22 protein-coding genes and 1 pseudogene are annotated in these 24,099 nt (G+C 71.6%); 13 read left to right on the forward strand and 10 right to left on the reverse strand.

The window, feature by feature from the left end; translation table 11 throughout:
• Positions 1–83 precede the first annotated feature (83 nt).
• Positions 84–725, forward strand: a complete 642-nt coding sequence (locus VGH85_01415) for a DoxX family protein (protein HEY2172448.1) — start codon at positions 84–86, stop codon at positions 723–725.
• A gap of 4 nt (positions 726–729) precedes the next feature.
• On the opposite strand, the gene VGH85_01420 is transcribed toward VGH85_01415, so the two are convergent.
• Genes VGH85_01420 through VGH85_01430 form a run of 3 tightly spaced genes read right to left on the reverse strand, consistent with a single transcriptional unit; the run spans position 730 to position 3,582 of the window.
• Positions 730–1,971, reverse strand: coding sequence for a TIGR00300 family protein (locus VGH85_01420; protein ID HEY2172449.1), 1,242 nt, complete (start codon positions 1,969–1,971; stop codon positions 730–732).
• A 7-nt stretch (positions 1,972–1,978) separates the two neighbouring features.
• The gene (locus VGH85_01425; protein HEY2172450.1) at positions 1,979–2,821 is read right to left on the reverse strand and encodes a hypothetical protein; all 843 of its coding nucleotides are present in this window, start codon (positions 2,819–2,821) and stop codon (positions 1,979–1,981) included.
• Entirely contained in the window at positions 2,818–3,582 is a 765-nt protein-coding gene (locus VGH85_01430; protein HEY2172451.1) for an alpha/beta fold hydrolase, read from the reverse strand. The genes VGH85_01425 and VGH85_01430 overlap by 4 nt, the downstream gene beginning before the upstream one ends.
• 180 nt (positions 3,583–3,762) lie before the next feature.
• Here VGH85_01430 and VGH85_01435 point away from each other — a divergent pair, with 180 nt between their 5' ends.
• The 5 genes and pseudogenes from VGH85_01435 to VGH85_01455 all read left to right on the forward strand — a co-directional run bounded on the left by VGH85_01435 (position 3,763) and on the right by VGH85_01455 (position 8,718).
• Entirely contained in the window at positions 3,763–4,542 is a 780-nt protein-coding gene (locus VGH85_01435; GenBank protein HEY2172452.1) for a lysophospholipid acyltransferase family protein, read from the forward strand.
• Positions 4,543–4,575: 33 nt separating this feature from the next.
• Positions 4,576–5,058 (forward strand): polyadenylate-specific 3'-exoribonuclease AS, encoded by a 483-nt coding sequence (locus VGH85_01440; protein HEY2172453.1) that lies wholly within the window; start codon positions 4,576–4,578, stop codon positions 5,056–5,058.
• 84 nt (positions 5,059–5,142) lie between these two features.
• Positions 5,143–6,171, forward strand: coding sequence for a 6-phosphofructokinase (locus tag VGH85_01445; protein HEY2172454.1), 1,029 nt, complete (start codon positions 5,143–5,145; stop codon positions 6,169–6,171).
• Positions 6,172–6,404: 233 nt separating this feature from the next.
• Positions 6,405–7,706, forward strand: a pseudogene (locus VGH85_01450) (3-deoxy-7-phosphoheptulonate synthase class II).
• On the forward strand, positions 7,699–8,718 hold the full coding sequence (locus VGH85_01455; GenBank protein HEY2172455.1) for a GntG family PLP-dependent aldolase: 1,020 nt from the start codon (positions 7,699–7,701) through the stop codon (positions 8,716–8,718). The pseudogene VGH85_01450 and the gene VGH85_01455 overlap by 8 nt, the downstream one beginning before the upstream one ends.
• On the opposite strand, the gene VGH85_01460 is transcribed toward VGH85_01455, so the two are convergent.
• Genes VGH85_01460 through VGH85_01470 form a run of 3 tightly spaced genes read right to left on the reverse strand, consistent with a single transcriptional unit; the run spans position 8,715 to position 12,596 of the window.
• On the reverse strand, positions 8,715–9,353 hold the full coding sequence (locus tag VGH85_01460; GenBank protein HEY2172456.1) for a phosphoribosyltransferase family protein: 639 nt from the start codon (positions 9,351–9,353) through the stop codon (positions 8,715–8,717). The two genes, VGH85_01455 and VGH85_01460, sit on opposite strands and share 4 nt — an antisense overlap.
• 36 nt (positions 9,354–9,389) lie before the next feature.
• Positions 9,390–10,430 carry a 3-deoxy-7-phosphoheptulonate synthase gene (gene aroF, locus VGH85_01465; GenBank protein ID HEY2172457.1) on the reverse strand — a complete coding sequence of 347 codons (1,041 nt, stop codon included), beginning with the start codon at positions 10,428–10,430 and terminating at the stop codon, positions 9,390–9,392.
• A 60-nt stretch (positions 10,431–10,490) separates the two neighbouring features.
• Positions 10,491–12,596: a PASTA domain-containing protein gene (locus VGH85_01470; GenBank protein HEY2172458.1), complete on the reverse strand. Its 2,106-nt coding sequence runs from the start codon at positions 12,594–12,596 to the stop codon at positions 10,491–10,493.
• A 125-nt stretch (positions 12,597–12,721) separates the two neighbouring features.
• Between VGH85_01470 and VGH85_01475 the strand changes: the two genes are divergently transcribed.
• The 5 genes from VGH85_01475 (at position 12,722) to VGH85_01495 (ending at position 15,350) form a co-directional block, all read left to right on the forward strand.
• Positions 12,722–13,903 (forward strand): FAD-dependent oxidoreductase, encoded by a 1,182-nt coding sequence (locus tag VGH85_01475; protein HEY2172459.1) that lies wholly within the window; start codon positions 12,722–12,724, stop codon positions 13,901–13,903.
• Between the two features lie 65 nt (positions 13,904–13,968).
• A complete protein-coding gene (locus VGH85_01480) occupies positions 13,969–14,304 on the forward strand; it encodes an Rv2175c family DNA-binding protein (GenBank protein ID HEY2172460.1) in 336 nt (111 codons plus the stop codon).
• A 15-nt stretch (positions 14,305–14,319) separates the two neighbouring features.
• Entirely contained in the window at positions 14,320–14,652 is a 333-nt protein-coding gene (locus tag VGH85_01485; GenBank protein ID HEY2172461.1) for a lycopene cyclase domain-containing protein, read from the forward strand.
• On the forward strand, positions 14,649–14,957 hold the full coding sequence (locus VGH85_01490) for a lycopene cyclase domain-containing protein (GenBank protein HEY2172462.1): 309 nt from the start codon (positions 14,649–14,651) through the stop codon (positions 14,955–14,957). The genes VGH85_01485 and VGH85_01490 overlap by 4 nt, the downstream gene beginning before the upstream one ends.
• 39 nt (positions 14,958–14,996) lie before the next feature.
• Positions 14,997–15,350, forward strand: coding sequence for a VOC family protein (locus VGH85_01495; GenBank protein ID HEY2172463.1), 354 nt, complete (start codon positions 14,997–14,999; stop codon positions 15,348–15,350).
• Here the strand turns inward: VGH85_01495 and VGH85_01500 are convergent.
• Positions 15,331–17,376, reverse strand: a complete 2,046-nt coding sequence (locus VGH85_01500) for an alpha-amylase family protein (protein HEY2172464.1) — start codon at positions 17,374–17,376, stop codon at positions 15,331–15,333. The genes VGH85_01495 and VGH85_01500 overlap by 20 nt on opposite strands.
• A 106-nt stretch (positions 17,377–17,482) precedes the next feature.
• Between VGH85_01500 and VGH85_01505 the strand changes: the two genes are divergently transcribed.
• Positions 17,483–18,892, forward strand: coding sequence for a glutamine synthetase family protein (locus VGH85_01505; GenBank protein ID HEY2172465.1), 1,410 nt, complete (start codon positions 17,483–17,485; stop codon positions 18,890–18,892).
• Positions 18,892–20,028: an amidohydrolase family protein gene (locus tag VGH85_01510; protein ID HEY2172466.1), complete on the forward strand. Its 1,137-nt coding sequence runs from the start codon at positions 18,892–18,894 to the stop codon at positions 20,026–20,028. The genes VGH85_01505 and VGH85_01510 overlap by 1 nt, the downstream gene beginning before the upstream one ends.
• Before the next feature lie 93 nt (positions 20,029–20,121).
• On the opposite strand, the gene VGH85_01515 is transcribed toward VGH85_01510, so the two are convergent.
• Genes VGH85_01515 through crtI form a run of 3 tightly spaced genes read right to left on the reverse strand, consistent with a single transcriptional unit; the run spans position 20,122 to position 24,043 of the window.
• A complete protein-coding gene (locus VGH85_01515; protein ID HEY2172467.1) occupies positions 20,122–21,063 on the reverse strand; it encodes a phytoene/squalene synthase family protein in 942 nt (313 codons plus the stop codon).
• Complete coding sequence (gene mptB, locus VGH85_01520) at positions 21,060–22,550, reverse strand: polyprenol phosphomannose-dependent alpha 1,6 mannosyltransferase MptB (GenBank protein HEY2172468.1); 1,491 nt, start codon at positions 22,548–22,550, stop codon at positions 21,060–21,062. The genes VGH85_01515 and mptB overlap by 4 nt, the downstream gene beginning before the upstream one ends.
• Positions 22,547–24,043 carry a phytoene desaturase family protein gene (gene crtI, locus VGH85_01525; GenBank protein ID HEY2172469.1) on the reverse strand — a complete coding sequence of 499 codons (1,497 nt, stop codon included), beginning with the start codon at positions 24,041–24,043 and terminating at the stop codon, positions 22,547–22,549. Before crtI ends, mptB begins: the two co-directional genes overlap by 4 nt.
• Between the last annotated feature and the right edge of the window lie 56 nt (positions 24,044–24,099).

Raw genomic sequence — 24,099 nt, forward strand, 5'->3', positions numbered from 1 at the left:
CCGGGTGTCCCCGCCGAGGTGTCCGGAGCCGGGGAGCGGGTAGGGGCATACTGACCGGACCGAACGAGAACGGAGAGCCGCCGATGCCCCTGCTTCGTCGTATCGCCCGACCGATGCTCGCCAGCATGTTCGTCGCCGGCGGAATCGACACGCTGCGCGACCCGGACCCGCGGGTGAAGAAGGCCGAGCCGATCGTGGCCCGGATCGCCGACATCCTGCCGGACGGGGCGCCGAAGGACGTCGGCACATTGGTGCGTATCGATGCGGCGGTCAAGGTGGGTGCCGGGCTGCTGCTCGCCTCCGGCCGGGCCCCACGGGTCGCGGCGGCGGTGCTCGCCGGCAGCCTGCTCCCGACCACGGTGGCCGGGCACCCCTTCTGGCAGCACGAGGATCCCGCGGAGCGCTCCAGCCAGCGGATCCATTTCCTGAAGAACGTGAGCATGCTGGGCGGGCTGCTCATCACTGCGGCCGACACCGAAGGCAACCCGTCGCTCGGCTGGCGGGCCCGGCACCTGCGCCGGAAGGCATCCAGGCGTGCGCACACCGCCTCGGGGCTGGCGCACGGTGCGGCACACAGCGCCTCCGGGCTCGCGCACGGTGCGGCGCACAACGCCTCCGGGCTGGCGCACGGCGCGTCCCGCTCGGCCACCGGTGCCGCGCACGCGGCATCCGGCCGGGCCCAAGGGGCGGCCGGCACGGTACGCGGGGCGTTGCCCGTCGGCTGATCCGTCAGTTGCGGGGATCACCGCCGCGGTAGGCGGGCACGAGGTCGCGGGCGAGTTCTTCGAGGAAGAGCCCGGTGTCGGTGACGATTCCGGTGCTCTGTGAGCTGCCGCGGTCGGCCAGCTTGGTCACGGTGGCCGGGTTGATGTCGACGCACACCAGCGGGATCGATGCCGGCAGGATGTTGCCGGTCGCGATCGAGTGCAGCATCGTCGCGACCATCATGGCGAACCCGACGCCCGGCAGGTGTTGCCGCATGGCGCGCTGTCCTTCGACCACGTCGGTGTAGACGTCGGGCAGCGGGCCGTCGTCACGCACCGAACCGACCAGCACGAACTCGGCGCCGGCCCCGACGAGCGCGTGCATCACGCCACCCGTCAGCAGACCGGCGGACACGGCGTCCCGGATCGACCCGGCGCCGCGGATCATGTTGATGGCCCGGATGTGGTGTTCGTGCCCGTGCGGTACGCCGGATCCTTTCGCGAGGTCGACGCCGAGCGAGGTCCCGAACAACGCCGACTCGATGTCGTGCGTGGCCAGCGCGTTGCCGGCGAACAGCACGTCGACGTAACCGGCGCGCACCAACTCGACCATCGCCGGGGCCGCACCGGTGTGCACGATCGCCGGGCCGCCGACCCACAGGATCTTCTGGCCCCGCGCCTTGACCTCGCGCATCTGCTGCGCGATCTGGTGCACGATCAGGGCCTGCGGCTTCTCGGTCGACACCGAGGACGACATGAAGCCGAACGTGTCCTCGTCGTCGCGTTCGCGAACCGGCAGGACCACCCGCACGCCGGCGGCGCCGCAGACGATCTGGTCGCCGGCCCGCACGTCCGACATCGGGACCGTGCGGACTCGGCCGGCGTCGACGAGCAGCGCGCAGTCCATCTCCGGGTTCTCGACCGGCACCCACGTCTTGTCCAGCCGGACGACGGTCTCCAGGTTGGTGGTCGAGTAGAAGTCGTCCGGGAAGACACCGTCGCGCGGGGCCGGCCGGAGCATCGCCGTACCCGGGTGCACCTGGTTGACGCCGTAGACCTGGATGCGCATGAGGATGCGTTCCAGGCTGGCCGCGTCGCCGGCGCCCACCACGATGCGGGCGTGGGATTCGTCGTCGTGGGTCTTGCCGAGGTCGAGCCGGTCGACGACGTAGTCGCCGCCGTAGTCGAGGACGTCGTCGAAGACGCGGGCGAGAACGCCCGAGTCCATCAGATGACCGGTGACCTCGACGGCTTCGGAGTGCTGCACCCCGCCATCAGACCACGGCGCCGTCGTCCGGGCCGTCGGAGGACCGGTCCTCCTTGATCCGCCAGACCAGCAGTCCGACGGCGCCGACCACGGCGAGTACGCCGAGCACGAAGGCGATGTCACCGGCGAGCCCGATCACGCCCGGAGCGACCAGCAGGAACGTCCCGAACGCGAGGATGGCGAGCGCGAACACGGCCTGCTTGGACGGCCTGGGCACCGGCGGCGGGGGCGGCGGCACGTAGTGCTCGTCGTCGTCGGGTGGCACGGGCGCGCCGAGCAGGTCGGGGTGGGCGCCGGCGGTGTCCCGATCCCTGTCGGAATCGTCGTCGGAGTCGTCGTCGGAGTCGTCGTCGGAGTCGTCGGTCGCATCGTTCGTCGCGTCGGCCGGGGTGGCCGCGGCGGATTCCGGCGCGGAGACCGGAGTGAGGTCCTCGGCGGCCGGCCACGGCCGGACCTCCGCGGGATGCTCCCGTCCGAACTCGGCCACCAGGTCGCGCCAGGCCTGCTGGTCGTCCGGGTTGAGCCGGTAGCGCCCGGCCGACAGCGCCGTCGGCGCGTCCGGCGGCGGCCGGCCGGCCCCGCGCGGCATCTCGGCCTCGACGATGCTTCGGGCGTCGGTCCGCCGGTCGCGGTCGACCCACAGCCGGTCGGTCGGCGGGCTGGGCGCGGTGAGTGCCCGGGTCGGCTCGACGTCGGCGGACGGTTCGAGGTAGGCGGGTACGCCGGCTGCCCACAGGACGTCGAGCAGGTGCTCGCCCACGCGCGGGTCGACGTCGGCCAGCGGGACGTAGGCCGGGGCGTCGAGGCCGTTGTCGCGACGACCGCGGTGGCGGCCAGGGTCGGTGCTCATGACGCGTCTGCTGATATGTCAGCGTGCTCCTGGATCCACGCCGTACTGCCGGCGAAGATCGCGGGTGCGTCGTTGTCGATGGTCGCGACGTGGTAGCTGTCCTCGAGCACGTGCTCGGTGACGTCGCGGCTGCGTACGCCGTCCAGCAGGATCCGTCCGTTGACCGGCTCGACGACGTGGTCGTCGCGGCTGCGGTAGAGCAGTACCGGCTGGGTCACCCGCTGCAGGTCCGCCCGGGCGATCGGCCAGAGCTCCGCGAGCGACGCGGCGGCCTTGAGTGGCAGCCGGTCATAGGCCACCTCGCGTACGCCGGGCTTCTTGACGTCGCCGGCGATCCCCGGCACGGACGGCACGATATGGGACAGCAGGCGCAGTAGCGGCGCGTCGCGGCGCTCTGTGGTCAGCGACGGATTGACCAGGATGATCCCGGCGACCTCGTCGCCGCGCTCCTCGGCCAGCCGGATGGTGAGGGTGCCGCCCATGGACAGGCCGGCGACGAAGACCTGCTCGCAGCGTGTGCGGAGCGTGTCGAAGGAGCGGACTACTTCGCCGTACCAGTCGCTCCAGCGGGTGACATTGAGGTCCTGCCAGCGGGTGCCGTGCCCAGGAAGCCGGGGCGCGCTGACCGAGAAACCGGCGGCGGCGAGATGCTCCGCCCACGGACGCATGCTGGCCGGCGTACCGGACAGACCGTGACAGCACAGGACGCCGACCGGTCCGCCGTCGTGGTGGAACGGCTCCGAACCGAGCAGCAGCGGCACGTTGGCCTCCTCGCTCGCTCCAAGACCGCCGGCCGCGATGGAATGTACGATGCGGCCTGCCTTAATCCTCGCACGCTCACGCGTGGGCGACGAGGGGGATGGGGCACTTCGGTACGAGTCGTCATTGTGTCCGGAGGCTTGCTGCCCGTAGTGTCGACGCGAGGTAAGGGGGTGCAACTGGTGCTGTACTGGTTTTTCAAAGTCATGGTCGTCGGCCCGGTGGTGCGGCTCCTGTGGCGCCCGTGGGTGACGGGGCTGGAAAACATCCCGGACACAGGTCCGGCGATTCTCGCGAGCAACCACCTGTCGGTCTCCGACTCCGTCTTCCTCCCGTTGGCCTGCCCGCGGCGGATCACGTTCATCGCCAAGATCGAGTACTTCACCGGGCGCGGTCTGAAGGGCTGGCTCATCCGCAGCTTTCTCACCGGGGTCGGTCAGGTCCCGGTCGACCGCAGCAGCGGCCGGGCGGCGCAGCCCGCGCTCGAGGCGCAGAAGCGGGTCCTCGGCGCCGGCGAGGTCGTCGGCATCTACCCCGAAGGCACCCGCTCGCCGGACGGCCGCCTCTACCGCGGCAAGACCGGCGTCGCCCGGGTCGCCCTCGAGATGGGCGTGCCGGTCATCCCGGTCGCGATGGTCAACACCGACACGATCCAGCCGATCGGGCGTTCGGTGCCGAAATTCCGGCCGCGCCCCGGGGTGCGGATCGGTCGGCCCCTCGACTTCTCCCGCTATGAGGGCATGGCCGGCGACCGGTTCGTCGAGCGGTCGATGACCGACGAGATCATGTACGAGCTCATGCAGCTCTCGGGCCAGGAGTACGTCGACAGCTACGCCGCCAAGGTCAAGGCGGAGCTCGACCGGTCCGCCAGCGGGTCGCTCGCGGCCCGCACGGCCGCGCAGGACGAGGCCCGCCACGGCACCGCCGACGCCGACCGACTCTCCTCGGAGAAGGCGAGCTGAATCCGGCCGCGACCGCTTCCGTACGGTAGCGGTGTGCGCTTCTTCTACGACTGCGAGTTCATCGAGGACGGCATCACGATCGAGCTGGTCTCGATCGGTGTGGTCGATGAGGGCGGCCGTGAGTTCTACGCGGTGTCCACCGAGTTCGATCCCGACCGGGCCATCCCCTGGGTACGCGACCACGTCCTGCCCAAGCTGCCGAGCCCGGCGGACCGGGCCTGGCGCTCGCGCCGCAAGATCCGGGACGACCTGTTCGCCTTCCTGAGCGCACCGCGTGAGCCGATTGAGCTGTGGGCCTGGTATGCGGCCTACGACCATGTCGCGCTCTGCCAGTTGTGGGGGGGAATGCCCGCCCTGCCCCGGGCGGTCCCGCGCTTCACGCACGAGTTGCGGCAACTTTGGGAGGATCGAGGCCGGCCGGCGATCCCCGACCCACCGGCCGACCAGCACGATGCGCTCGCCGACGCACGGCACAACCTGGCCCGCTGGCGCGCGATGGGAGGGGCCGCCGTCTAATCTGCGGCAGAGCATTTCGGCGAGCAGGGCTCATAGCGAGAAGATTCACGGCGAGAACACTCAGAGCGAGAAGGGAAGATCTCCATGCGGATCGGCGTACTCACCGGCGGCGGCGACTGTCCGGGCCTGAATGCGGTCATCCGGGCGGTGGTGCGTAAAGGCGTGGGGACCTACGGGCACGAGTTCGTCGGCTTCCAGGACGGCTGGCGCGGCCCGATCAACAACGACGTCGTCCCGTTGGACATTGCTGCGGTGCGCGGCATCCTGCCGCGGGGCGGCACCATCCTCGGCACGTCGCGCACCAACCCGTTCAAGGTCGACGGCGCGCCCGAGCGGATCAAGGCCACCCTCGCCCAGACCGGTGTCGACGCCCTCGTCGCGATCGGCGGCGAGGACACCCTCGGGGTCGCCAAGCGGCTCTACGACGAGGAGCAGGTGCCGGTCGTCGGCGTACCCAAGACGATCGACAACGACCTCGGCGCGACGGACTACACGTTCGGCTTCGACACCGCCGTCAACATCGCGATGGAGGCGATCGACCGGCTGCACACCACGGCCGAGTCGCACCACCGGGCGCTGATCGTCGAGGTGATGGGTCGGCACGCCGGCTGGATCGCGCTGCACGCCGGTATCGCCGGCGGGGCCAACGTCGTCCTCATCCCGGAGCGCCCGTTCAACATCGCCCAGGTGTGCGCGTACATCGAGCACCGCTTCCAGGACCACTACGCGCCGATCGTCGTCGTCGCCGAGGGCGCCGTGCCCGTCGAGGGCACGATGGAGCTGGCCACCGGCGAGCTCGACGCGTTCGGCCACGTGCGGCTCGGCGGGATCGGGCAGCACCTCGCCGACGAGATCGAGAAGCGCACCGGCAAGGAGGCGCGGACGGCCGTGCTGGGTCACATCCAGCGTGGCGGCACGCCGTCGGCGTACGACCGGGTCCTCGCGACGCGGTTCGGGCTGCAGGCGATCGACGCGGCGCACGAGGGCGACTTCGGGAAGATGGTGGCGCTGCGCGGCACCGAGATGGTGCGGGTGCCGCTCGAGGAGGCGACCCGCGAGCTCAAGACGGTCCCGGCCGAGCGCTACGCCGAGGCCGAGGTCTTCTTCGGCTGAGTAGCCGCGCCATTCCGCGTCAACGTGACGTTGATGCGGCTAGACCGCTTGAACGTGACGTTCAAGCGGAATGGCGGGCGCCCCGTTCGGCATCAACGTGACGTTGATGCCGCTAGAAGGCTTGAACGTGACGTTCAAGCCGAATGAGTGGGGGGTCGGAGGGCGTGGTACGGCGGTCGGGTCGGGGTGGCTCGCCCTCGGCAACTAGTCTGGGAGTCGTGCCCGTCCCCGATCTCGACGCCTGGCGCGCCCTGCCGGCTGCCCAGCAGCCCGCCTGGCCCGACGCCGCGGTGCTCCGCGAAGCCGCCGACACGCTCAGCGCCGTCCCGCCCATCGTCATGCCGCACGAGGTCGAGGCGTTGCGCGACCGGCTGGCCCAGGTGGCCCAGGGCAAGGCGTTCCTCCTGCAGGGCGGCGACTGCGCCGAGACCTTCGACGGCAACACCGAGCCGCACCTGCACTCCACCACCAAGGCGCTGCTGCAGATGGCCGTCGTCCTCACCTACGGCGCCAGCGTGCCGGTGGTGAAGGTCGGCCGGGTCGCCGGGCAATACGCCAAGCCCCGCTCGGCCGAGCTCGACGCGATGGGCCTGCCCTCTTACCGCGGCGACATGGTCAATGCCATCGCCCCCGACGTCGCCGCGCGTACGCCGGACCCCAGCCGGATGGTGCGCGCCTACGCCAACTCCGCCGCGGCCATGAACATGCTGCGGGCCTTCACCCGGGGCGGCCTGGCCGACCTGCACGCCGTCCACGACTGGAACAAGGACTTCGTCCGCACCTCCCGCGCCGGACAGCGCTACGAAGCGCTGGCCAGCGAGATCGACCGTGCGCTCGGCTTCATGCGCGCCTGCGGAGTCAACGACGACGCACTGCGCGGGGTGGAGCTCTTCTCCAGCCACGAGGCGCTCATCCTCGAATACGAGCGGGCACTGACCCGGCTCACCGACGGCGTCGCCTACGACCTGTCCGGGCACATGGTCTGGGTGGGGGAGCGGACCCGTGACCTGCGCGGAGCGCACGTCGACTTCGTCAGCCGGATCGCCAACCCGATCGGGCTCAAGCTCGGCCCCACCACGTCGCCTGAATACGCCGCCGAGGCGGTGGAGCGGCTCGATCCGGAGGGGCTTCCCGGGCGGCTCACCCTGGTCAGCAGGATGGGCAACCGGGAGGTGCGCGACGCGCTCCCGGCGATCGTCGAGAAGGTCACCGCGACCGGCCATCCCGTCGTGTGGGCGTGCGATCCGATGCACGGCAACACCGAGGAGTCGGCGAGCGGCTACAAGACCCGGCATTTCGACCGCATCGTCGACGAGGTGCTCGGCTTCTTCGAGGTGCACCGCAGCCTCGGTACCCATCCCGGTGGGCTGCACGTCGAGCTGGTCGGCGAGGACGTCACCGAATGCCTGGGCGGTGCGCAGCAGATCGCCGACGCCGACCTCGGTGGGCGGTACGAGACGGCCTGCGACCCGCGCCTCAACACCCAGCAGTCGCTGGAGCTGGCCTTCCTGGTTGCGGAGATGCTGCGTGGCTGAGACTCCCGGCGTCGTCGACCTGCGCAGCGACACCGTGACGACGCCGACCCCCGGGATGCGGCGCGCGATGGCCGAGGCCGACGTCGGCGACGACGTCTACGGCGAAGATCCGACGATCAACGCGCTCGAGGACGAGGTGGCGGCACTCTTCGGCCACGAGGCGGCCCTCTTCGTACCCAGCGGCACGATGGGCAACCAGATCGCGCTGCGCACGCTGATCCCGCCCGGCTCCGAGCTGATCTGCGACGCCGACGCCCACGTCGTCACCTACGAATACGGCGCCGCGGCGGCGCACGGCGGCATCAGCACCCGCACCTGGCCCACGCAGCGCGGTCTGCTCGACGTCGACACGGTGACGTCGATGGTGCGCACCGGTCGTTGGCACGACGTCGCGACGCGGGCGATCGCCGTGGAGAACACCCACAACCGCGGCGGTGGCACGGTGCAGCCGCTCGACCGACTGCGCCTGCTCCGTGCCCGCGCCGGCGAGCTCGGCGTCTCGGTGCACTGCGACGGGGCCCGGATCTGGAACGCCCACGTCGCGTCCGGCGTACCGCTGGCGCAGTACGGCGGGTTGTTCGACACGTTGTCGGTGTGCCTGTCCAAGGGGCTCGGCGCACCGGTCGGATCGCTGATGGTCTCGAGCGAGGCGCGGATCGCCGAGGCCCGCACGATGCGCAAGCGCCTCGGCGGCGGGATGCGCCAGGCCGGCGTGCTCGCGGCGGCGGGGCGATACGCACTCGAGCACCACCTGCGGCGGCTCGCCGACGACCACGAGCATGCCCGCCTGCTGGCCGGCGCGGCCGGCGCCGACCCGTCCACCGTCGACACCAACATCGTGCTGGTCGACGTCGACGACGCGCCCGCGGTGGCGGACAAGGCCAAAGGCGAGGGCGTGCTCATCTCACCCGTCGGGCCCCGCCAGCTCCGGCTGGTCACCCATCTCGGCGTCGACCGGTCGGCTGTCGATCGCGCGGCCGAGGTGCTGGCCCGGCTGGTGGCGGCGGCCTAGTTGAGCAGGCGGCGTACCTCGTCGTCGCCGACCGGCGCGAAGTCGCCGTAGAAGGAGCCCACCGCGCCGAAGTAATCCGGCGTGACGACGACCAGGACGTCGTCGGCGTCGGCCCGTAGCGACTCCATGCTTTCCGCCGGCCCGACCGGCACCGCGAGGACGAGCAGCGCGGGGTCGAGCGCCCGGACGGCCTGCAACGCGACCCGCGCCGATGCCCCCGTCGCCACCCCGTCGTCGACGACGACGACCCGGCGGCCGCTCGCGTCGATCGGCGGTCGATCGCCCCGCAGCGACCGTTCGACGTCGTCCAGGACCGTGCGCTCGCGTGCGACCGCGGCCTCGAACTGATCGTCGGAGATGTCGCTTCGGACCAGCACCTGCTCGTTGCGGACGACGGAACCGCCGCCGGCTATCGCGCCCATGGCGAGCTCGGTATGCCCGGGTACGCCGACCTTGCGGACGCAGAACACGTCGAGCTCGGCCCCGAGCCGGGCCGCGACGGCGGCTGCGACCGGGACACCGCCCCGCGGCAGGCCGAGCACCAGGACGTCGTCCGACGTCTCGAGGTCCGGGTGTGCGTCGGCGACGACCGCGCCGAGTCGCTCGCCCGCCTCCCACCGGTCGGCGAACCTCACCGGGCCGGACCCCTCGCCGCGGTCACCGCCATCCGGTCAGGCCGCCACATGCTCCGCGCCGCGGCGGCCGAGCAGCGCAGGGATCGTCGTCGCGGCGACGCCGAGCTCGTCGAGCAGATCACCGGAAAGCGCCTGCGCCCCGTCGCACAGGGCCGTCTCGGGGTGCGGGTGCACATCGACGATGACACCGTCGGCGCCGGCCGCCATCCCGGCCCGGGCGAGTGGTACGACGAGATCCCGCCGCCCCGCGGCGTGGGACGGGTCGATGATGACCGGCAGGTGCGACATCGCATGCATGCTCGGGACGGCGGAGATGTCGAGGGTGTTGCGGGTCGCGGTCTCGAAGGTCCGGATTCCCCGCTCGCACAGCACGATGTCGAGATTGCCGCGTTGCGCGATGTATTCGGCGGCCATGAGCCATTCGTCGTACGTCGCGGCGAATCCGCGTTTGAGCATCACCGGCCGACCGGACTCGCCCACCGCCTGCAGCAGCGCGAAGTTGCTCATGTTGCGGGTGCCGACCTGCAGCATGTCGGCGTATTCGACCACCGTGGGCACGTCGTTGGCGTCGACCACCTCGGTGACGATGGGCAGGCCGGTCTCGGTGCGCACGTCGGCGAGGATGCGCAGGCCGTCGGCGCCGAGTCCCTGAAACGCGTACGGCGACGTGCGCGGCTTGTACGCACCGCCGCGCAGCAGCGTCGCGCCCGCGTGTCGGGCCATCTGGGCCGAGGCCAGGGTCTGCTCGGGCGACTCCACCGCACAGGGCCCGGCGATCAGGGTGAAGGTGTCCGGCCCGATCGGGACACCGGCCACCGAGACGGTCGACGTCCTGGTGTGGTTCTCCCGGCTGACCAGCTTGTACGGCGAGGTGATCCGCAGCACCTCGGAGACACCCGGGAGCTGGGCGATGTCGACACCTTCGAGGTGGTCGAGCACGGCGTCGTCGCCGACCACCCCGACGATGGTGCGGGTGACGCCGCTGGACACGAAGGCCTGACCCCCGGCGTGCTCGACGTAGCGGACCACCTCGGCCAGGTCGTCGCTGCCCGCCTGCGATGCCATCACGATGACCATGGGTCTCCTTCGGTGAACTGATGATCAGCTGCGGTCCGCAGCCCTGCCGACCGCCGCACGCTAGACCACGACGATCTGCACGGTCGAACCTCGCACCGCAAGCTGGTCGGCGTTGGGGTCCTGCTGGGCGACGAGGCCCAGCGCGCCGCCGAAGTAGACCTTGACCTCGACGGCGAACCCGGCCTCCTTGAGCCGTTGCGTCGCGTCGGGCACCGACAGACCGGTCACCTTGGGCACCGTCACGTAGTCCGGGCCCTTCGACACGACCAGCGCGACCGTGTCGCCGCGTACGACCGTGCCCGACGAGGGCTGCTCGCTGACCACCGAGCCCTTGTCGACGGAGGTGCTGAACTTCTGGGTGGTCGTGGTTTTGAGATTCGCCTGGTGCAGGACTGCCAGCGCGTGGTCGGCGGGCATGCCCGTGACCTTGGGTACGCCGAACGGCTTCGGCCCCCGGCTGACGACCACGACGACCTGCTGGTCGCGTCGCATCGCAGTGCCCGGCGTCGGGGTGACCGACACGACGTGATCGTTCGGGACCGTCTCGTTGTAGGCCGGCCGGTAGGTCGTCGCGAGCGGCAGCGTGTGCAGCAGCGCGACGGCCGCGGATTTCGTCCCGCCGACTATCGAGGTGGGCAGCGTGTAGCGCTCCGGACCGGCGGAGAGCCGCGCCTGCACCGTCGTACCGCGCACGACCCGGGCCCCGATGGAGGGGTGCGTCCACGCGACCGCACCGGGCGGCACGCTTTCGCTGTGCATCCGCGACGGCATGATCTGCAGGTCGACGTTGGAGGTCCGCGCGGCGTTCTGCGCCTGCGAGATCGTCAGCCGGGTCAACTTCGGCACCGAGGTGTAGCGGCCGCTGCCGAACCACCAGCCGGCGCCGGCGGCCAGCGCTCCGATCAACAGGATCACCAGCAGCCCGATCAGGAAACGCCTCCGGCGCCGGTGCTGCTCGTCGGTCGTGGACGGCTCGTCCGGGTCCGCGCCGTCGGCGGACATCGCGTCCCCGGGCGCTTCGTCGCCGGCCCGCGGCGCCGGTCGTGCGGCGGGTGGCGGTCCGGTGGGTGGTGGCGGGGGCACGGCCGCGGCCGCCGGTCGTGCGGCCGCCGACGCGACCGTCGGCGCCATGTCGGCCGTCGGTGTCGGCGCGGGCGGAGACGGGCGATCGACCCCGATCGGTGAGGTCGCCCCGAGGACCGTCGTACGGTCGGTGTCGTCGTCGCGGCCGGTGTCGTCGCTGGTGTCGTCGTCGCCCGTGTCGCCGGGGTCCTCCGCCGCCGAGGGGTCGGTGGGGCGCGGCGGCACGGGGACCCGGCGCAGCCCGAGATCGGTGCGCACGTCGTACAGCTCGGCGAGGAAGGCACCGGCGTCGGCCGGGCGCGCACCGGGCTCGCGCCGCGTGGCCCGCATGGTGATCGCGTCGAGTTCGTCGGGCAGGCCGGGCACGATGGCCGACGGCGGCGGTACGTCGTCGTGCACATGCCGGTAGGCCACCGAGATCGGGTTGTCACCGGAGTAGGGCGCGTAGCCGGTGAGCATCTCGTAGAGCAGGATGCCGGCCGAGTAGACGTCGGTGCGCGGGTCGGTGGTGCCGCGGGACACCTGCTCCGGTGCGACGTAGGCCACGGTCCCGAGCACCATGCCGGTGGCCGTCGTCACCGCGGCCTGCGCGACGGCGCGGGCCAGGCCGAAGTCGGCGACCTTCACGACGCCGTCGTCGGCGAGCAGGACGTTCTCCGGCTTGACGTCGCGGTGCACGAGGCCGGCCCGGTGGGCCGCGGAGAGCGCGGCCAGGATCGGCTCGAGGAGGGACACCGCGAGGTCGGGTGCCAACCGGCGCTGCTCGTGGAGCAGGTCGCGCAGGGTCCGGCCGGAGACGAGCTCCATCACCAGGAACACCCGGCCGGCGTCCTCACCCTGGTCGTAGACGGAGACGACGTTGATGTGGGAGAGCCGGGCCGACGCGCGGGCCTCCCGGGTGAACCGGTCGACGAACGCCGGGTCCAGCGCGAGCGCCGGTGCCATGACCTTGATGGCCACCGTGCGTTCCAGCCGCAGGTCGGTTCCGGTGTAGACCGTCGACATTCCGCCGTGCGCCAGCGGGCCCTCGACCCGATAGCGACCGTCGAGGACCGAACCGACCAGAGGATCGGTCACGGCCATACGCACACGGCCGAGTCTACGGTGGGCCACCGGCCCGTCCCGGGAGGCGGCACCGGGCCCGTGGAGACGCCGACGCGGCGTCGGATGAGGGGCCGGAGCCGGCCCCGGCGATAGGCTGATCCGCGATGCCCCCCCACCGTATCGTCGTGGTCGGCGCCGGACTGGCCGGCGCGCGCACCTGCCAGGAGCTGCGTTCCCGCGGATACGGCCATGAGCTGATCCTGCTCGGTGCGGAGCCGCACCAACCCTACGACCGGCCGCCGCTGTCGAAGGCATTGCTTCGCGGCGCCCTCGACGGCCTGGACGACATCCGCCTCGACGTGGACCTCGACGCCCTCGACGTGCGATTCCTGCGGGAGACCTCGGCGCAGGCGCTGGCCCACGGCGTCCTCGCGACCTCGGTGGGCGACCTCACCTGGGACGCCCTCGTGCTGGCGACCGGCGCCCGGCCGCTGCGCCCGCGGGGAGACCGGGGCGCCCTGGTGCTGCGCACCGTCGACGACGCCTTGGCGCTTCGGTCCGGCCTGGTCGCGGGCGCCCGCGTGGTGATCGTCGGCGCCGGCTGGATCGGCGCAGAGGTCGCAACCGCCGCGGCGGGTTACGGCTGCACGGTGACCGTCATCGAGGCGGCGCCGGCTCCGCTGGCCGTACCGCTCGGCGTACCGGTCGGAGCGCGGACGACGCCGTGGTACGCCGAGGCGGGGGTCACCCTGCGTACCGGGACCCCGGTGGTCGAGACCGCGCCGGACGGGGTGCTGCTCGCCGACGGCGAGTGGTTGCCCGCCGACGTCGTGCTGGCCGCGGTCGGGGTCCGGCCGGACGTGGCGTGGCTGGACGGTTCGGGCGTCGAGACCGGGGTCGGCGTACACACCGACGCGGGCCTGCGTACGTCGCTGTCCGGAGTCCTCGCGGTCGGTGACTGCGCCACCCGATTCTCCCCGCGGGCCGGGCGCCGGCTGCGGCTCGAGCACTGGGACGACGCGCTGCACTCGCCCGAGGTGGTCGCGGCCACCCTGCTCGGCGAGGACGCGACGTACGACCCGGTGCCCTACGTGTGGTCCGAGCAGTTCGGCCGCTACGTGCAGTGGGTCGGCTGGCGCACCGGCGACCCGGCGGTCTGGCGCGGCGATCCGGCGGACGGGCAGGGGTGGGCCGCCGGGTGGCTCGACGGGTCGGGCCGGCTCACCGGCTTCCTCGCCGTCGACCGGCAACGCGACCTGCTGCAGGCGCGCAAGCTGATCGCCGCCGGCCGCGAGCCCGATCCGGCCCGGCTCGCCGATCCCGCGGTCCCCGTCCGCGACGCCTGAACCAGGCGGTAGGGCGGCCCCGGGCGGCCCGACGGGCGCTCCGGGCGCCGTCCTAGGCTGGCCTGGTGAGCGAACCGAAGGAGTGGCTGACCCTGGCGGAGGTCGGGGAGCTGCTCGGCCAGTCCCCGAACCAGGTTCGCCGGCTCGTCCGCGACCACCACCTCATCGGCCTGCGCCGGGACCGGGGGTTGGAGGTCCCGGCCGACTTCGTCCTCGACGGCGTGGTCGTGAAGGGTCTGTCCGGGACGCTCGTCCTGCTCTTCGACGCCGGCTACACCGACGAGGAGGCACTGCGGTGGCTGTACGCCGCCGACGACACGCTTCCCGGTCGGCCGATCGACGCACTGCGCGAGAACCGCGGCACCGAGGTCAGGCGGCGGGCGCAGGCCGCCGGCTTCTGACCGGGCCGGCCGACCGTGCGGCTCACCTACCTGGCGCTGCTCGCCGGGTGCCTGCTGGTGACCCTGCCGCTCGAGCTGTGGCTGCACACCCGGGTCTACTCGCGACCTGCGCGCTGGCTCGGCGCCATCCTGCCGCCCGCGGTGATCTTCGTCGGGTGGGATCTGTACGCCGTGGCGCGCCACCAGTGGTGGTACGACCCGGCGCAGACCGTCGGACTGCGGCTGCCCGGCCGGCTCCCGATCGAGGAGGTCGGGTTCTTCCTCGTCGTACCGACCTGCGCGATCCTCGCCTTCGAGGCGGTACGCGCGGTGACCGGCTGGACCGCGGGCGACGAGGGCGCGCCGTGAGCTACACCGTGCTCGCGTTCGCCGCGGCCGCGGCCGTGGTGGTCGTCGACCTGCTCGTGCTGCGCACCCGGCTGCTGATCCGGCCGATCTTCTGGACCGCGGAGGCGATCGTGCTGGCGTTCCAGCTGATCGTCAACGGCGTCCTGACCGGTCGCGGGGTCGTCCGTTACAACCCGCACGACATCATCGGCGCTCGGCTGGTCCATGCGCCGATCGAAGACCTCTTCTTCGGCTTCGCGTTGGTGACGCTCACGCTGTCGTTGTGGGTCTGGCTCGGCCGGCGAGCGGCGGCGCGGGCCGGATAGGTGTTGCCTCGGCGCGGTCGGGTCGACAAGGATCGCGCCATGGCGAGCAGCTGGTACACGGTGGTCATCGATTCACACGACATCCACGCGCAGGCGCGCTTCTGGGCGGCGGTCCTCGGCTACGACATCGTCTTCGAGGTCGAGGAAGAGGTCGCCGTGGCGAAGAACGACCACACCTACCCGGGTCTGGTCTTCGTCCCGGTGCCCGAGACGAAGACGATCAAAAACCGGCTGCACATCGACCTCAATCCCGACGACCAGAACGCCGAAGTCGAGCGGCTGCTTGCCCTCGGGGCGACCCGGACCGATGTCGGGCAGGGCGACAAGCCCTGGGTCGTGCTGGCCGACCCGGAAGGCAACGAGTTCTGCGTGCTCACCGCTCGCGAGGGGTAACAGCCACCATCTGGTGCCCGTCGATCCGCGGAACGGCGAAGTCGACGCGGGATCCGATCTGGTGGAACGGTAGATCGACGCCCTGCGGCTCGAGCCGGACGCTCCCGGTCTCAGTTGTGGTGCGCAGTGACACGTCGACGTCGAAGAGCGGCAGCACGTCCTCCACCGTGTCGAACTCCGTGCCCCGCCGTTCGGGGATGTAGTGCAGCAGGTGGACGACGTCGCGCCGATGCTGCGGCTGACTGGTCACCGACACCTCGAGCGTGCTCGGACCGCCATGCCGTACGACGGGATCGGGCAACAACAGTCCGACCGCAGCGAGGAACACGGTTTTGACCCATCGCGGTGCGTTGGTCTCGTACTGCGTGTGGATCGGATGGCAGAAATAGACCACGCGGCCGCGGCGGACGACGGCGGGGCCGGCGGTCTCGCCGGTCGACGGGGCCTGCAGGTGGGAGATGTAGTGCTCCCAGGTGCGGTCGAAGTAGGGCAGCACGAGGTCGGCGAGGATCTCGGCGTCCGGGCTTGCGGACACGTCGAGACCGCGGATGTACATCGGGTGCTCGACGGTAGGCAGCCGGTCGGTGAGTCCAGTTCGCGGCCGCAGGTATTGGCAGTAGTCGTGTCGGTCGTAGACCTTCCCGCGGGCCGGCTCGCCGCGGGAGTCGCGCGGGCCGTCCGACTCGACCTGCACGCCCCACTCGGCCAGGGCGAAGTCGTCGCCCTCGACCGCCAGTCCCGACTCGTAGCTGGCGACGACCGACCCGCCGTCGTCCAGGTAGCGGCGCAGCTTCGCCGCAACGACGGGCGTCAGGCGGATGTGGTCGGGCAGCACCAGGAGCCGGTAACGGGCCAGGTCGGCGGCGGAGTCGATGACGTCGAACTGGTGACCGCCCTCGACGAGCATCCGGACCGCACCCTGAATGCCCGGCGGCAGGTTCATCACCCCGCCGCCGAGGTTCTCCTCGGGGTTGAAGACGCCGATGTCCACCCGGGGGAGGGCTTGTGCGCACCAAGGTTCCTTGTGTTCCACCTGGGCGTAGACGTCGCCGACCACCCGGTAGGTCTCCGGATCCAGCACGCCCTTCGGGTGCAGCTGGTCCCCGATCGAACACCCCGCGCCCTGGGCGAGCATCCGGAATACCTCGTACTCCAGGGCCGCCGGGTTCTTCGTCGAGTGGAAGTCGCCCCACGTCGTATGGAACTTGCCGGTGGTGCCGACCACGTCCGGGCCGAGCGTCCGCGCGTAGCGGCCGGTGACCGGGAAGTACATGTAGCCCCAGCCACCGCTCGGCAGCGTCTCGAGCTCGAACTGGGTGTACGCCTCGGCGACCGTACGGTGCCGGAGACCTACGTGCCCGCCGTTGTAGGTCACCGGGCAGCCGGGCTGGATCGACCGGACGAAGGCTGAGAGTTCGAGCTCGAAGTCGTTGACGGTCTCCACGCCGAACTGCTCCACCCGGCGGGCGTCGGACGGATCCCATCCGCGCTCGCGCATTCCGCGCCGGCAGTAGCCGCAGACACAGTGGTCGGGGCGGATGAAGTCGAAGTAGAGGCCGTCGACCGGGAGCGACGCCAGGATCTCCGCCGCGTGCTCCTTCATGAAGTCGCGGAACGGCGAGTTCAGGCACAGCTTGCGGTAGAAACCGGCTTCGAACGGCGGGGTCCCCTCGAGCCGGCCGTCGGCCAGCACGATGCGCCACTCGGGGTGCGCCTGCACGGTCAGGTCGTCCCATTGGACCGTGGTGTAGATCGGCACCCGGATTCCCAGCGCGTGGCAGGCGTCGATCTGCTCGGCGAGCAACGCGCGATCGAGTGTCGGATGCTTGCGGTCGGCGAGCTGCGTGCTGTCGTAGTAGACCCAGCCGTGGTGGCAGCGGGCGAAACAGAGCACGGAGTTGACGTGCGCGTCGGCCAGTGTCTTCGCGAATCCGGCCGGATCGAAGTCCGCTCCGACGCCGGGGATGAGGCCGGAGGTGTGGAAGTCGAGGTGTATCTGGCGGAGAACGGTGGGCGACGATTGCATGGCGCAGTCCTTCCCGGCTTGCATCACTCTTCGCAAACCGTGGCGGAATGCGGTTCCGCCCAAATGCTATGGCCGCTAGGTTTTCCGGACAAGCATGCTCCGGGCGGTGGGTCCGGGCTCGGAGGGCGGAACGGTGATGCAGGCAGCGGAACGGGCCGAGCGCGCTCTCGAGGCGCGGCGGGCCGCCGTCGTACTGAATCGCCGGGACGTCCGCGCCGTCGCCCTGACCTACGTCGACAACGCCGGCATCACCAGGGCCAAGACGGTTCCCCTCGGCCGGTTGGAGCACGCGGCCGGGTGGGGCGTGGGGATGTCACCGGTCTTCGACGTGTTCTGCGTCGACGACTCGATCACGACCAGCGCCCACATCGGCGGTCCGGACGGTGACCTGCGCCTGATGCCTGTCCTGGACCGGCTCACCCTGCTCGCGGCACAATCCGGTTGGGCCTGGGCACCGGTGGACCGGCTCACCCAGGACGGCGAGGTGTATCCCGGCTGCCAGCGGTCCTTCGCCAGCCGCATGGTCGCGCGGGCGGCGGCGCGCGGCATCGAGGCGAAGATGGCCTTCGAGGTGGAGTGGATCATCGGGGCGGACGGCCCGGACGGCGGATTCGTCCCGGCCGCGCCAGGGCCGGCGTACGGCATGACCCGGATCATCGAACGCTCCGATTACTGCCGCGACGTGCTGGCCATGCTGGATCGGCAGGGCGTCGCCGTCGAGCAGCTCCACCCGGAGTATGCCCCGGGTCAGTACGAGGTGTCGGTGGCGGCGAGCGATCCGGTCGGCGCCGCCGACGTCGACGTGCTGGTCCGGCAGACGGTGCGCGCGGTCGGCGAGCGACACGGTGTGGCGACGTCGTTCGCGCCCTCGGTGGTCGCCGGGGAGGTCGGCAACGGCAGTCATCTGCACCTGAGCCTGTGGCGGGACGGACGCAACCTCTTCACCGGCGGGACAGGCGAATCCGGGTGCACCGCGGAGGGCGAGTCGTTTCTCGCCGGCGTGCTCGACCGGCTTCCGGAGTTGGTGGGCGTTTCCGCGCCGAGCGTCGCCAGCTACGTGCGGATGGCGCCGTCGCGCTGGGCCGGCGTCTACCAGGTCTGGGGCGTGGAGAACCGGGAAGCGGCGCTCCGGATCGTGCCGGGAACGGTCGGCACCCGTGAGCGGTCGGCCAACGCCGAGATCAAGTGCGTCGACGGCAGCGCAAACCCTTATCTGGTAGTCGGATCCGTTCTCGCCCTGGGTCTCGCCGACTTGGGTGAGGGCCGGAGTCTTCCGCCTCCGGTCGTCGGTGATCCTGCGGGCCGTGATCCTGCCGAGCTGTCGGCGGCCGGGATCCGGCGGCTGCCGTCGTCGGCGGCGGAGGCGCTGGATCATCTCGCCGGGTCCGGCATCCTGCGCGAAGCTATGGGCGACCCGCTCTTCGAGGCGTTCCTCGCCGTACGCCGGGCCGAGATCGACGCCGCGGCCGACCGGAGCCCGGAGGACGTGGTCGCCGCCACGAGGTGGCGTTACTGATGACCGGCCCGGTGCACCGGCTGCGGGCGCACCTCGACGAGCTGAGGCTCGTCGACCACCACACGCACAGCGTCGTGCGGGCCGACCTCGACCGGACCGGCCTCGAGGCGCTGCTCACCGAGGCGCACGTCCCGATCCCGGCGGTCTTCGACACCCCGCTCGGGGTCGCGGTACGTCGGTGGTGCGCGCCGGTGCTCGATCTGCCGGCACACGCCGACGCCGCGGCCTACGTTGAGCGGCGCGCGGAGCTGGGGCGCTCCGAGGTGACCGGGCGGATGCTGCGTGCCAGCGAGCTCGATGCGCTGATCGTCGACATCGGCTTCCGACCCGACGAACTGCTCGATCCGGCGTCGCTCGGCGGCGCTGCGGGTGCAGCGGTGCACGAGGTGGTGCGGGTCGAAAGCGTGGCGGAGGAGCTGGCGCGCGCCGGCGTACCCGCCCGGCAGTTCTCCTCGTCCTACCGCGATCTGCTCCGGGACCGGAGCGCGGACGCGGTGGGACTGAAGACGATCGCGGCATACCGGACCGGCCTCGACGTACCCGCTCTACGACCGACCGACGACGAGGTGCGCGGTGCGGCCGAACGCTGGCTCTCCACAGTGGAGTCCTCCGGTGTCGCGCGGCTCGACGACCCGACGCTGATCGGCTTCGCCTGGTGGTGCGCGGTCGACACCGGGCTACCGCTGCAGGTGCACACCGGCTTCGGTGATCCCGACGAGACGCTGCGTCGCGCGGATCCGGCCTGCATGCAGGAGTTTCTCGACGCGTCGGCGCCGGTCGGTACGCCGATCGTGCTGCTGCACTGCTATCCCTACCACCGGCAGGCCGCCTACCTCGCGCATGTGTATCCGCACGTGTACTTCGACGTCGGCCTCACGACCAACTACGTCGGTGCGTCGGCGCGCACCGTGATCGCCGAAGCGATGGAACTCGCGCCGTACGGCAAGTTCCTCTACTCCTCGGACGCCTTCGGCCTGCCGGAGTTGCACTATCTCGGCGCCGTGCTCTTCCGTCGTTCCCTCGCCGAGGTCCTCGCAGGCTGGGTCGACGCCGACGACATGACTCTCGACGACGCGCTGCGCTACGCCGACCTGATCGGCGCCGGCACCGCCCGCACGCTCTACCACCTCCCGTAGCCCAACTACTCTGCTCCACCCCCATGATCAAGAGGGGATTTCGATACGAAACGCCGTACGAATCCCCTCTTGATCATGGGGGAGGAGGAAGGGTCAGCGGCGGCGGGCGAGGTAGGCGCGGGCGGCGGATGGCAGCCCGACGGCGAGACGACGCCGGGCGGGAATGGTGACCCGACCGGTCAGCACCTGGTAGTCGGCCCGCTCGATCTCGTCGAGAATCCCGCCGTACAGAAGGAATGCGGCGCGCACACAGTCGCGGCTATCGGCGTGCAGCAGGCGGATGCCCGGTTCGGCGGCGCGATAGATCTCCCGGGTCCGCGCGATCTCATGGGCGAGCAGCCGCCGCACCGGTCCGTCGACGACACCGCGGACCAGATGTTCGCGATCCACGCCGAACAGCGCCATGTCCTCGGCGGGAAGGTAGACCCGGCCGCGCTGCAGGTCTTCGCCGACGTCGCGGAGGAAGTTGGTGAGCTGGAAGGCGAGGCCGAGATCGGCGGCGTACGGCGCGGCGACCTCGCGGTCGGTCGTCGTCCCCAGCACGGGAAGCACGAGCAGGCCGATCACCGCCGCCGATCCCCACATGTAGCCGGCGAGATCGTCATAGGTCCGGTAGCCGGTGACGGTGAGGTCGGTGCGCATCGAGTCGAGGAAGTCGGCGACATGACCGGCCGGCAGGTCGAACCGGCGCATCGTGTCCCGTACGGCGCGCACCACCGGCGCGGCGTCCCGGTCGAGCACCCCGCCGGGCCCGGCTGGGCCGATGACCTGATCGTGCAGGCTCTCCAACCGGGCCGCGGCCGATACGACCTCTGGGTCACCGGCCCGGGTCGGGCCGAGCCGATCGACGAGATCGTCGGCGTAGCGGGCGAAGCCGTAGAGCGCGTGCACGTAGGGCCGCTTCGCCGGCGGCAGCAGCCGGGTGGCGAGGTAATACGTCCGGCCGTGGGTGGCGTGCAGCCGCCGGCAGGCGGCGTACGCCGAGCGCAGCGATTCGCCGTGGATCCCGGCTGCGTCGAGCTCATGGCTGGTCACGACCGGCTCACCGGCCGGGGCACGATTCCGGCCGCTCGCCCGGCAGCGTCCGATGTGGACGGCCCGCTCGCCGACCCGAGTACGACGACAGTCGCGATCACGGCGGCGACCGTGGTCGCGATCAGCGCCGCCGGGCGGTCGTACAGCGTCGCGCCCTGCGGGGTGATCAGCATCGACATCGCCACGCTGACCCCGGCGATGAGTGCAGTGACGCCGGCGGGGAGGCTGAGCGCTGCAGCGACCGCGAACGGCCAGACCAGATACCACGGCTGCACGATCGGGCCGAGCAGGACGACGGCGAGCAGCGCCAGGGCGAGCGCGCGGAGCACGCCGATCCGCTGAGCGAACGCCCACAACCCCAGGCTCACCACGCCCGCCACCACCTGGCCCGCCGTACGGAACGCCGCCACCACGCTCTCCCGGTGATCACCGGCACCGAACAGCCGGCCGATGAGGTCGGCGAGCAGCCCGAGGCCGCTCGACACCGACACCCAGGTGATCAAGGCGCCGGGCGTCGTCAGCCCATCGAGCCAGCCCACCCCGAGTCCGCTGAGCAGGGTCACGACCGTGAATACGGTCACCGAGACGACGACGACCCCGCCCAGGGCACGCCACCACCGGTGCGCGCCGTCGAGCCGGGCCGCCCACAGCGGCACACAGAAGGCCACCACGAGGCCGATCGGAGCCTTGACCGCGACACCGAGCGTCGCGATCGCGACTCCGGCGACGCCGTGGCCCTCCGCGACCAGTGCGAGGCCGGCGACCGCGAGACCGAGCATCAGCGCGTCGTTGTGACCGCCGGAGACGAAATGCAGCAACAGCAACGGGTTCGCGACGCCGAGCCAGAGGGCGACCCGCGGGTCGCCACCGCACGATGCGGCGAGCCTGGGCAGGTAGCGCACCAGCAGCAGTACGCCGAGCACCGACAGCAGCCGCATGACCTCGGCGGTGAGGATGACGTGGTCGCCGGTCACCGCGGCGACGCCCCGGCCCAGCATCAGCCATAGCGGGCCGTACGGCGCCGGTGTGTCGACCCAGATTCGCTGCACCTGGTCGAGGTATGGCCCGGAGAGGACGTCCGGTCCGACCCGGTAGGGGTCGAGCCCGGCATGGGTCAGATTGGCCTGCGCGGCGTAGCTCCACACGTCGCGGCTGAACAGCGGCACGGAGAGCAGCAGTGGTCCGCCCCACCAGGCACAGGTCGCCAACAGCGCGCCGGGTGTCGTCCCCGGGTCCCGCCGGCGTACGGCGCGACCGAGGTAGAGCCACGCCAGCCCGAGTGTCGCGACGCCCGCGTAGACCAGTGCGAGTGCGATCCGTGGCCCCGCGCCGTGCCGGAGCAGGCCGAGGATCGGCCAGTGCACCGTGGGATCGGTCACCGGCAATGCACCCGCGCCGTAGGAGCCGACGACCGCGAGCACGACACCGACGAAACCCGCCCAGCGGGCGCGCAGAGCGAGCGAGCCGGTGTGGCCGGGCTCGGTCATGGCCGGGTGGAGCCGGCGCCGACGATCCGTTCGGCGGCGAGCCGTCCGGAGATCATCACCATGGGTACGCCGACGCCGGGAGTGGTCCAGCCGCCTGCGAATACGACGTTGTCCAGGCCGGGCACGAGGTTGGCGGACCGGAACGGACCCGTCTGCGCCGGCGTGTGGGCGGCCGCGAACGGTGTCCCGGCGGTGAGCCCGTCGGCCGCCCAATCGGCCGGGGTCACCAGCCGCTCGACCTCGACGGCGTCGCCGAATCCGGTGTAGCCGCGGGCGTGCAGCGTGGCGACGAGCTCGTCGCGGTAGCGCGGGCCGACGACCGACCAGTCCAGCCCGGACTCCGCATTGGGCGCCGGAGCGAGGACGTAGTAGGACTGGCGTCCGTCCGGCGCCATGGCCGGATCGGTGCGGCTGGGGTTGGTGACCAGCAGCGACGGGTCGCTCATCAACCGGTGCTTGCCGATCAGTTCGTCGAACGTCGTGCGCCACGACTGTCCGAAGTGGACGTTGTGGTGCGCGGTCTGCGGGTAGTGGGCCGACGACCCGACATTCAGCACCACGCAGGACGGCGCCGGGCGCAGTCGCTCCACTCGTCCCGGCGTCGGATGGTCGGCGAGCAGATTCCGGTATGCACCAGGCAGATCGCCGGCCAGGACGACCGCGTCGGCGGTCAGACGCTCACCGTCGGCGGTGTGGACGGCGCGGGCCCGCCCGCCCGCGAGTTCGACCTTCGACGCCGTCGTGCCGTAGCGGAATGTCACGCCGTGCTTGGCCGCCGCGCCGGCGAGCGCGAGCGGCACCTCGTGCATCCCGCCGCGGGGGAAGCTGACGCCGTTGACGGTGTCGAGATAGGAGATCACGGCGTAGAGGGCCAGGGCACGGTACGGCGACAGACCGGCGTAGAGGGCCTGGAAGGTGAACATCCGCCGGACCCGCGGGTCGCGGATGAACCGGCGTACCGCCGGATCGAGCCGGCGCAGGCCGCCGAGCGCGACCAGCTTGGCGAGCGACGGCCGCAGCAGGTCGAGCGCCGAGTCGAGATTGCGGTCGATGAAGTCGCGCCGTTGCACGCGGTAGAGCGCCGTCAGCCAGCCGACGAGGCGCCGGTATCCGTCGGCGTCGCGGCTCCCGGCCAGCCGCGCGATTTCGGCGGCGGTGGCGTCGACGTCGGCGAAGATGTCGAGCCGCTCACCGTCGGGGAAGAAGCCGCGATAGACGGGGGAGAGCGGGACGAGATCGAGCCAGTCCTCGAGCGATTCGCCGACGCAGCCCAACGTGTCGGCCAGCAGGTCGGGCATCGTGAACACGGTCGGCCCGGTGTCGAAGACGTAACCGTCGAGCCGCAGCCGGCCGGCCACGCCGCCCGGCTGATCGTGCCGCTCGATCACCGTCACCTCGCGGCCGGCGCCGGCCAGCCGCAGCGCCGCCGACAGTCCGGCCAGTCCGGCGCCGACGACGACCACGCGATCGGTCGGCCCGCTGACGGTACGCACCCGCGAAAGCCTACGGCCGCCGTACCCACGCCCCGACAAGGCACCGGCGCCCGGCC

It is taken from the genome of Mycobacteriales bacterium, assembly GCA_036497565.1.
Classification (GTDB): Bacteria; Actinomycetota; Actinomycetes; order Mycobacteriales; family QHCD01; genus DASXJE01.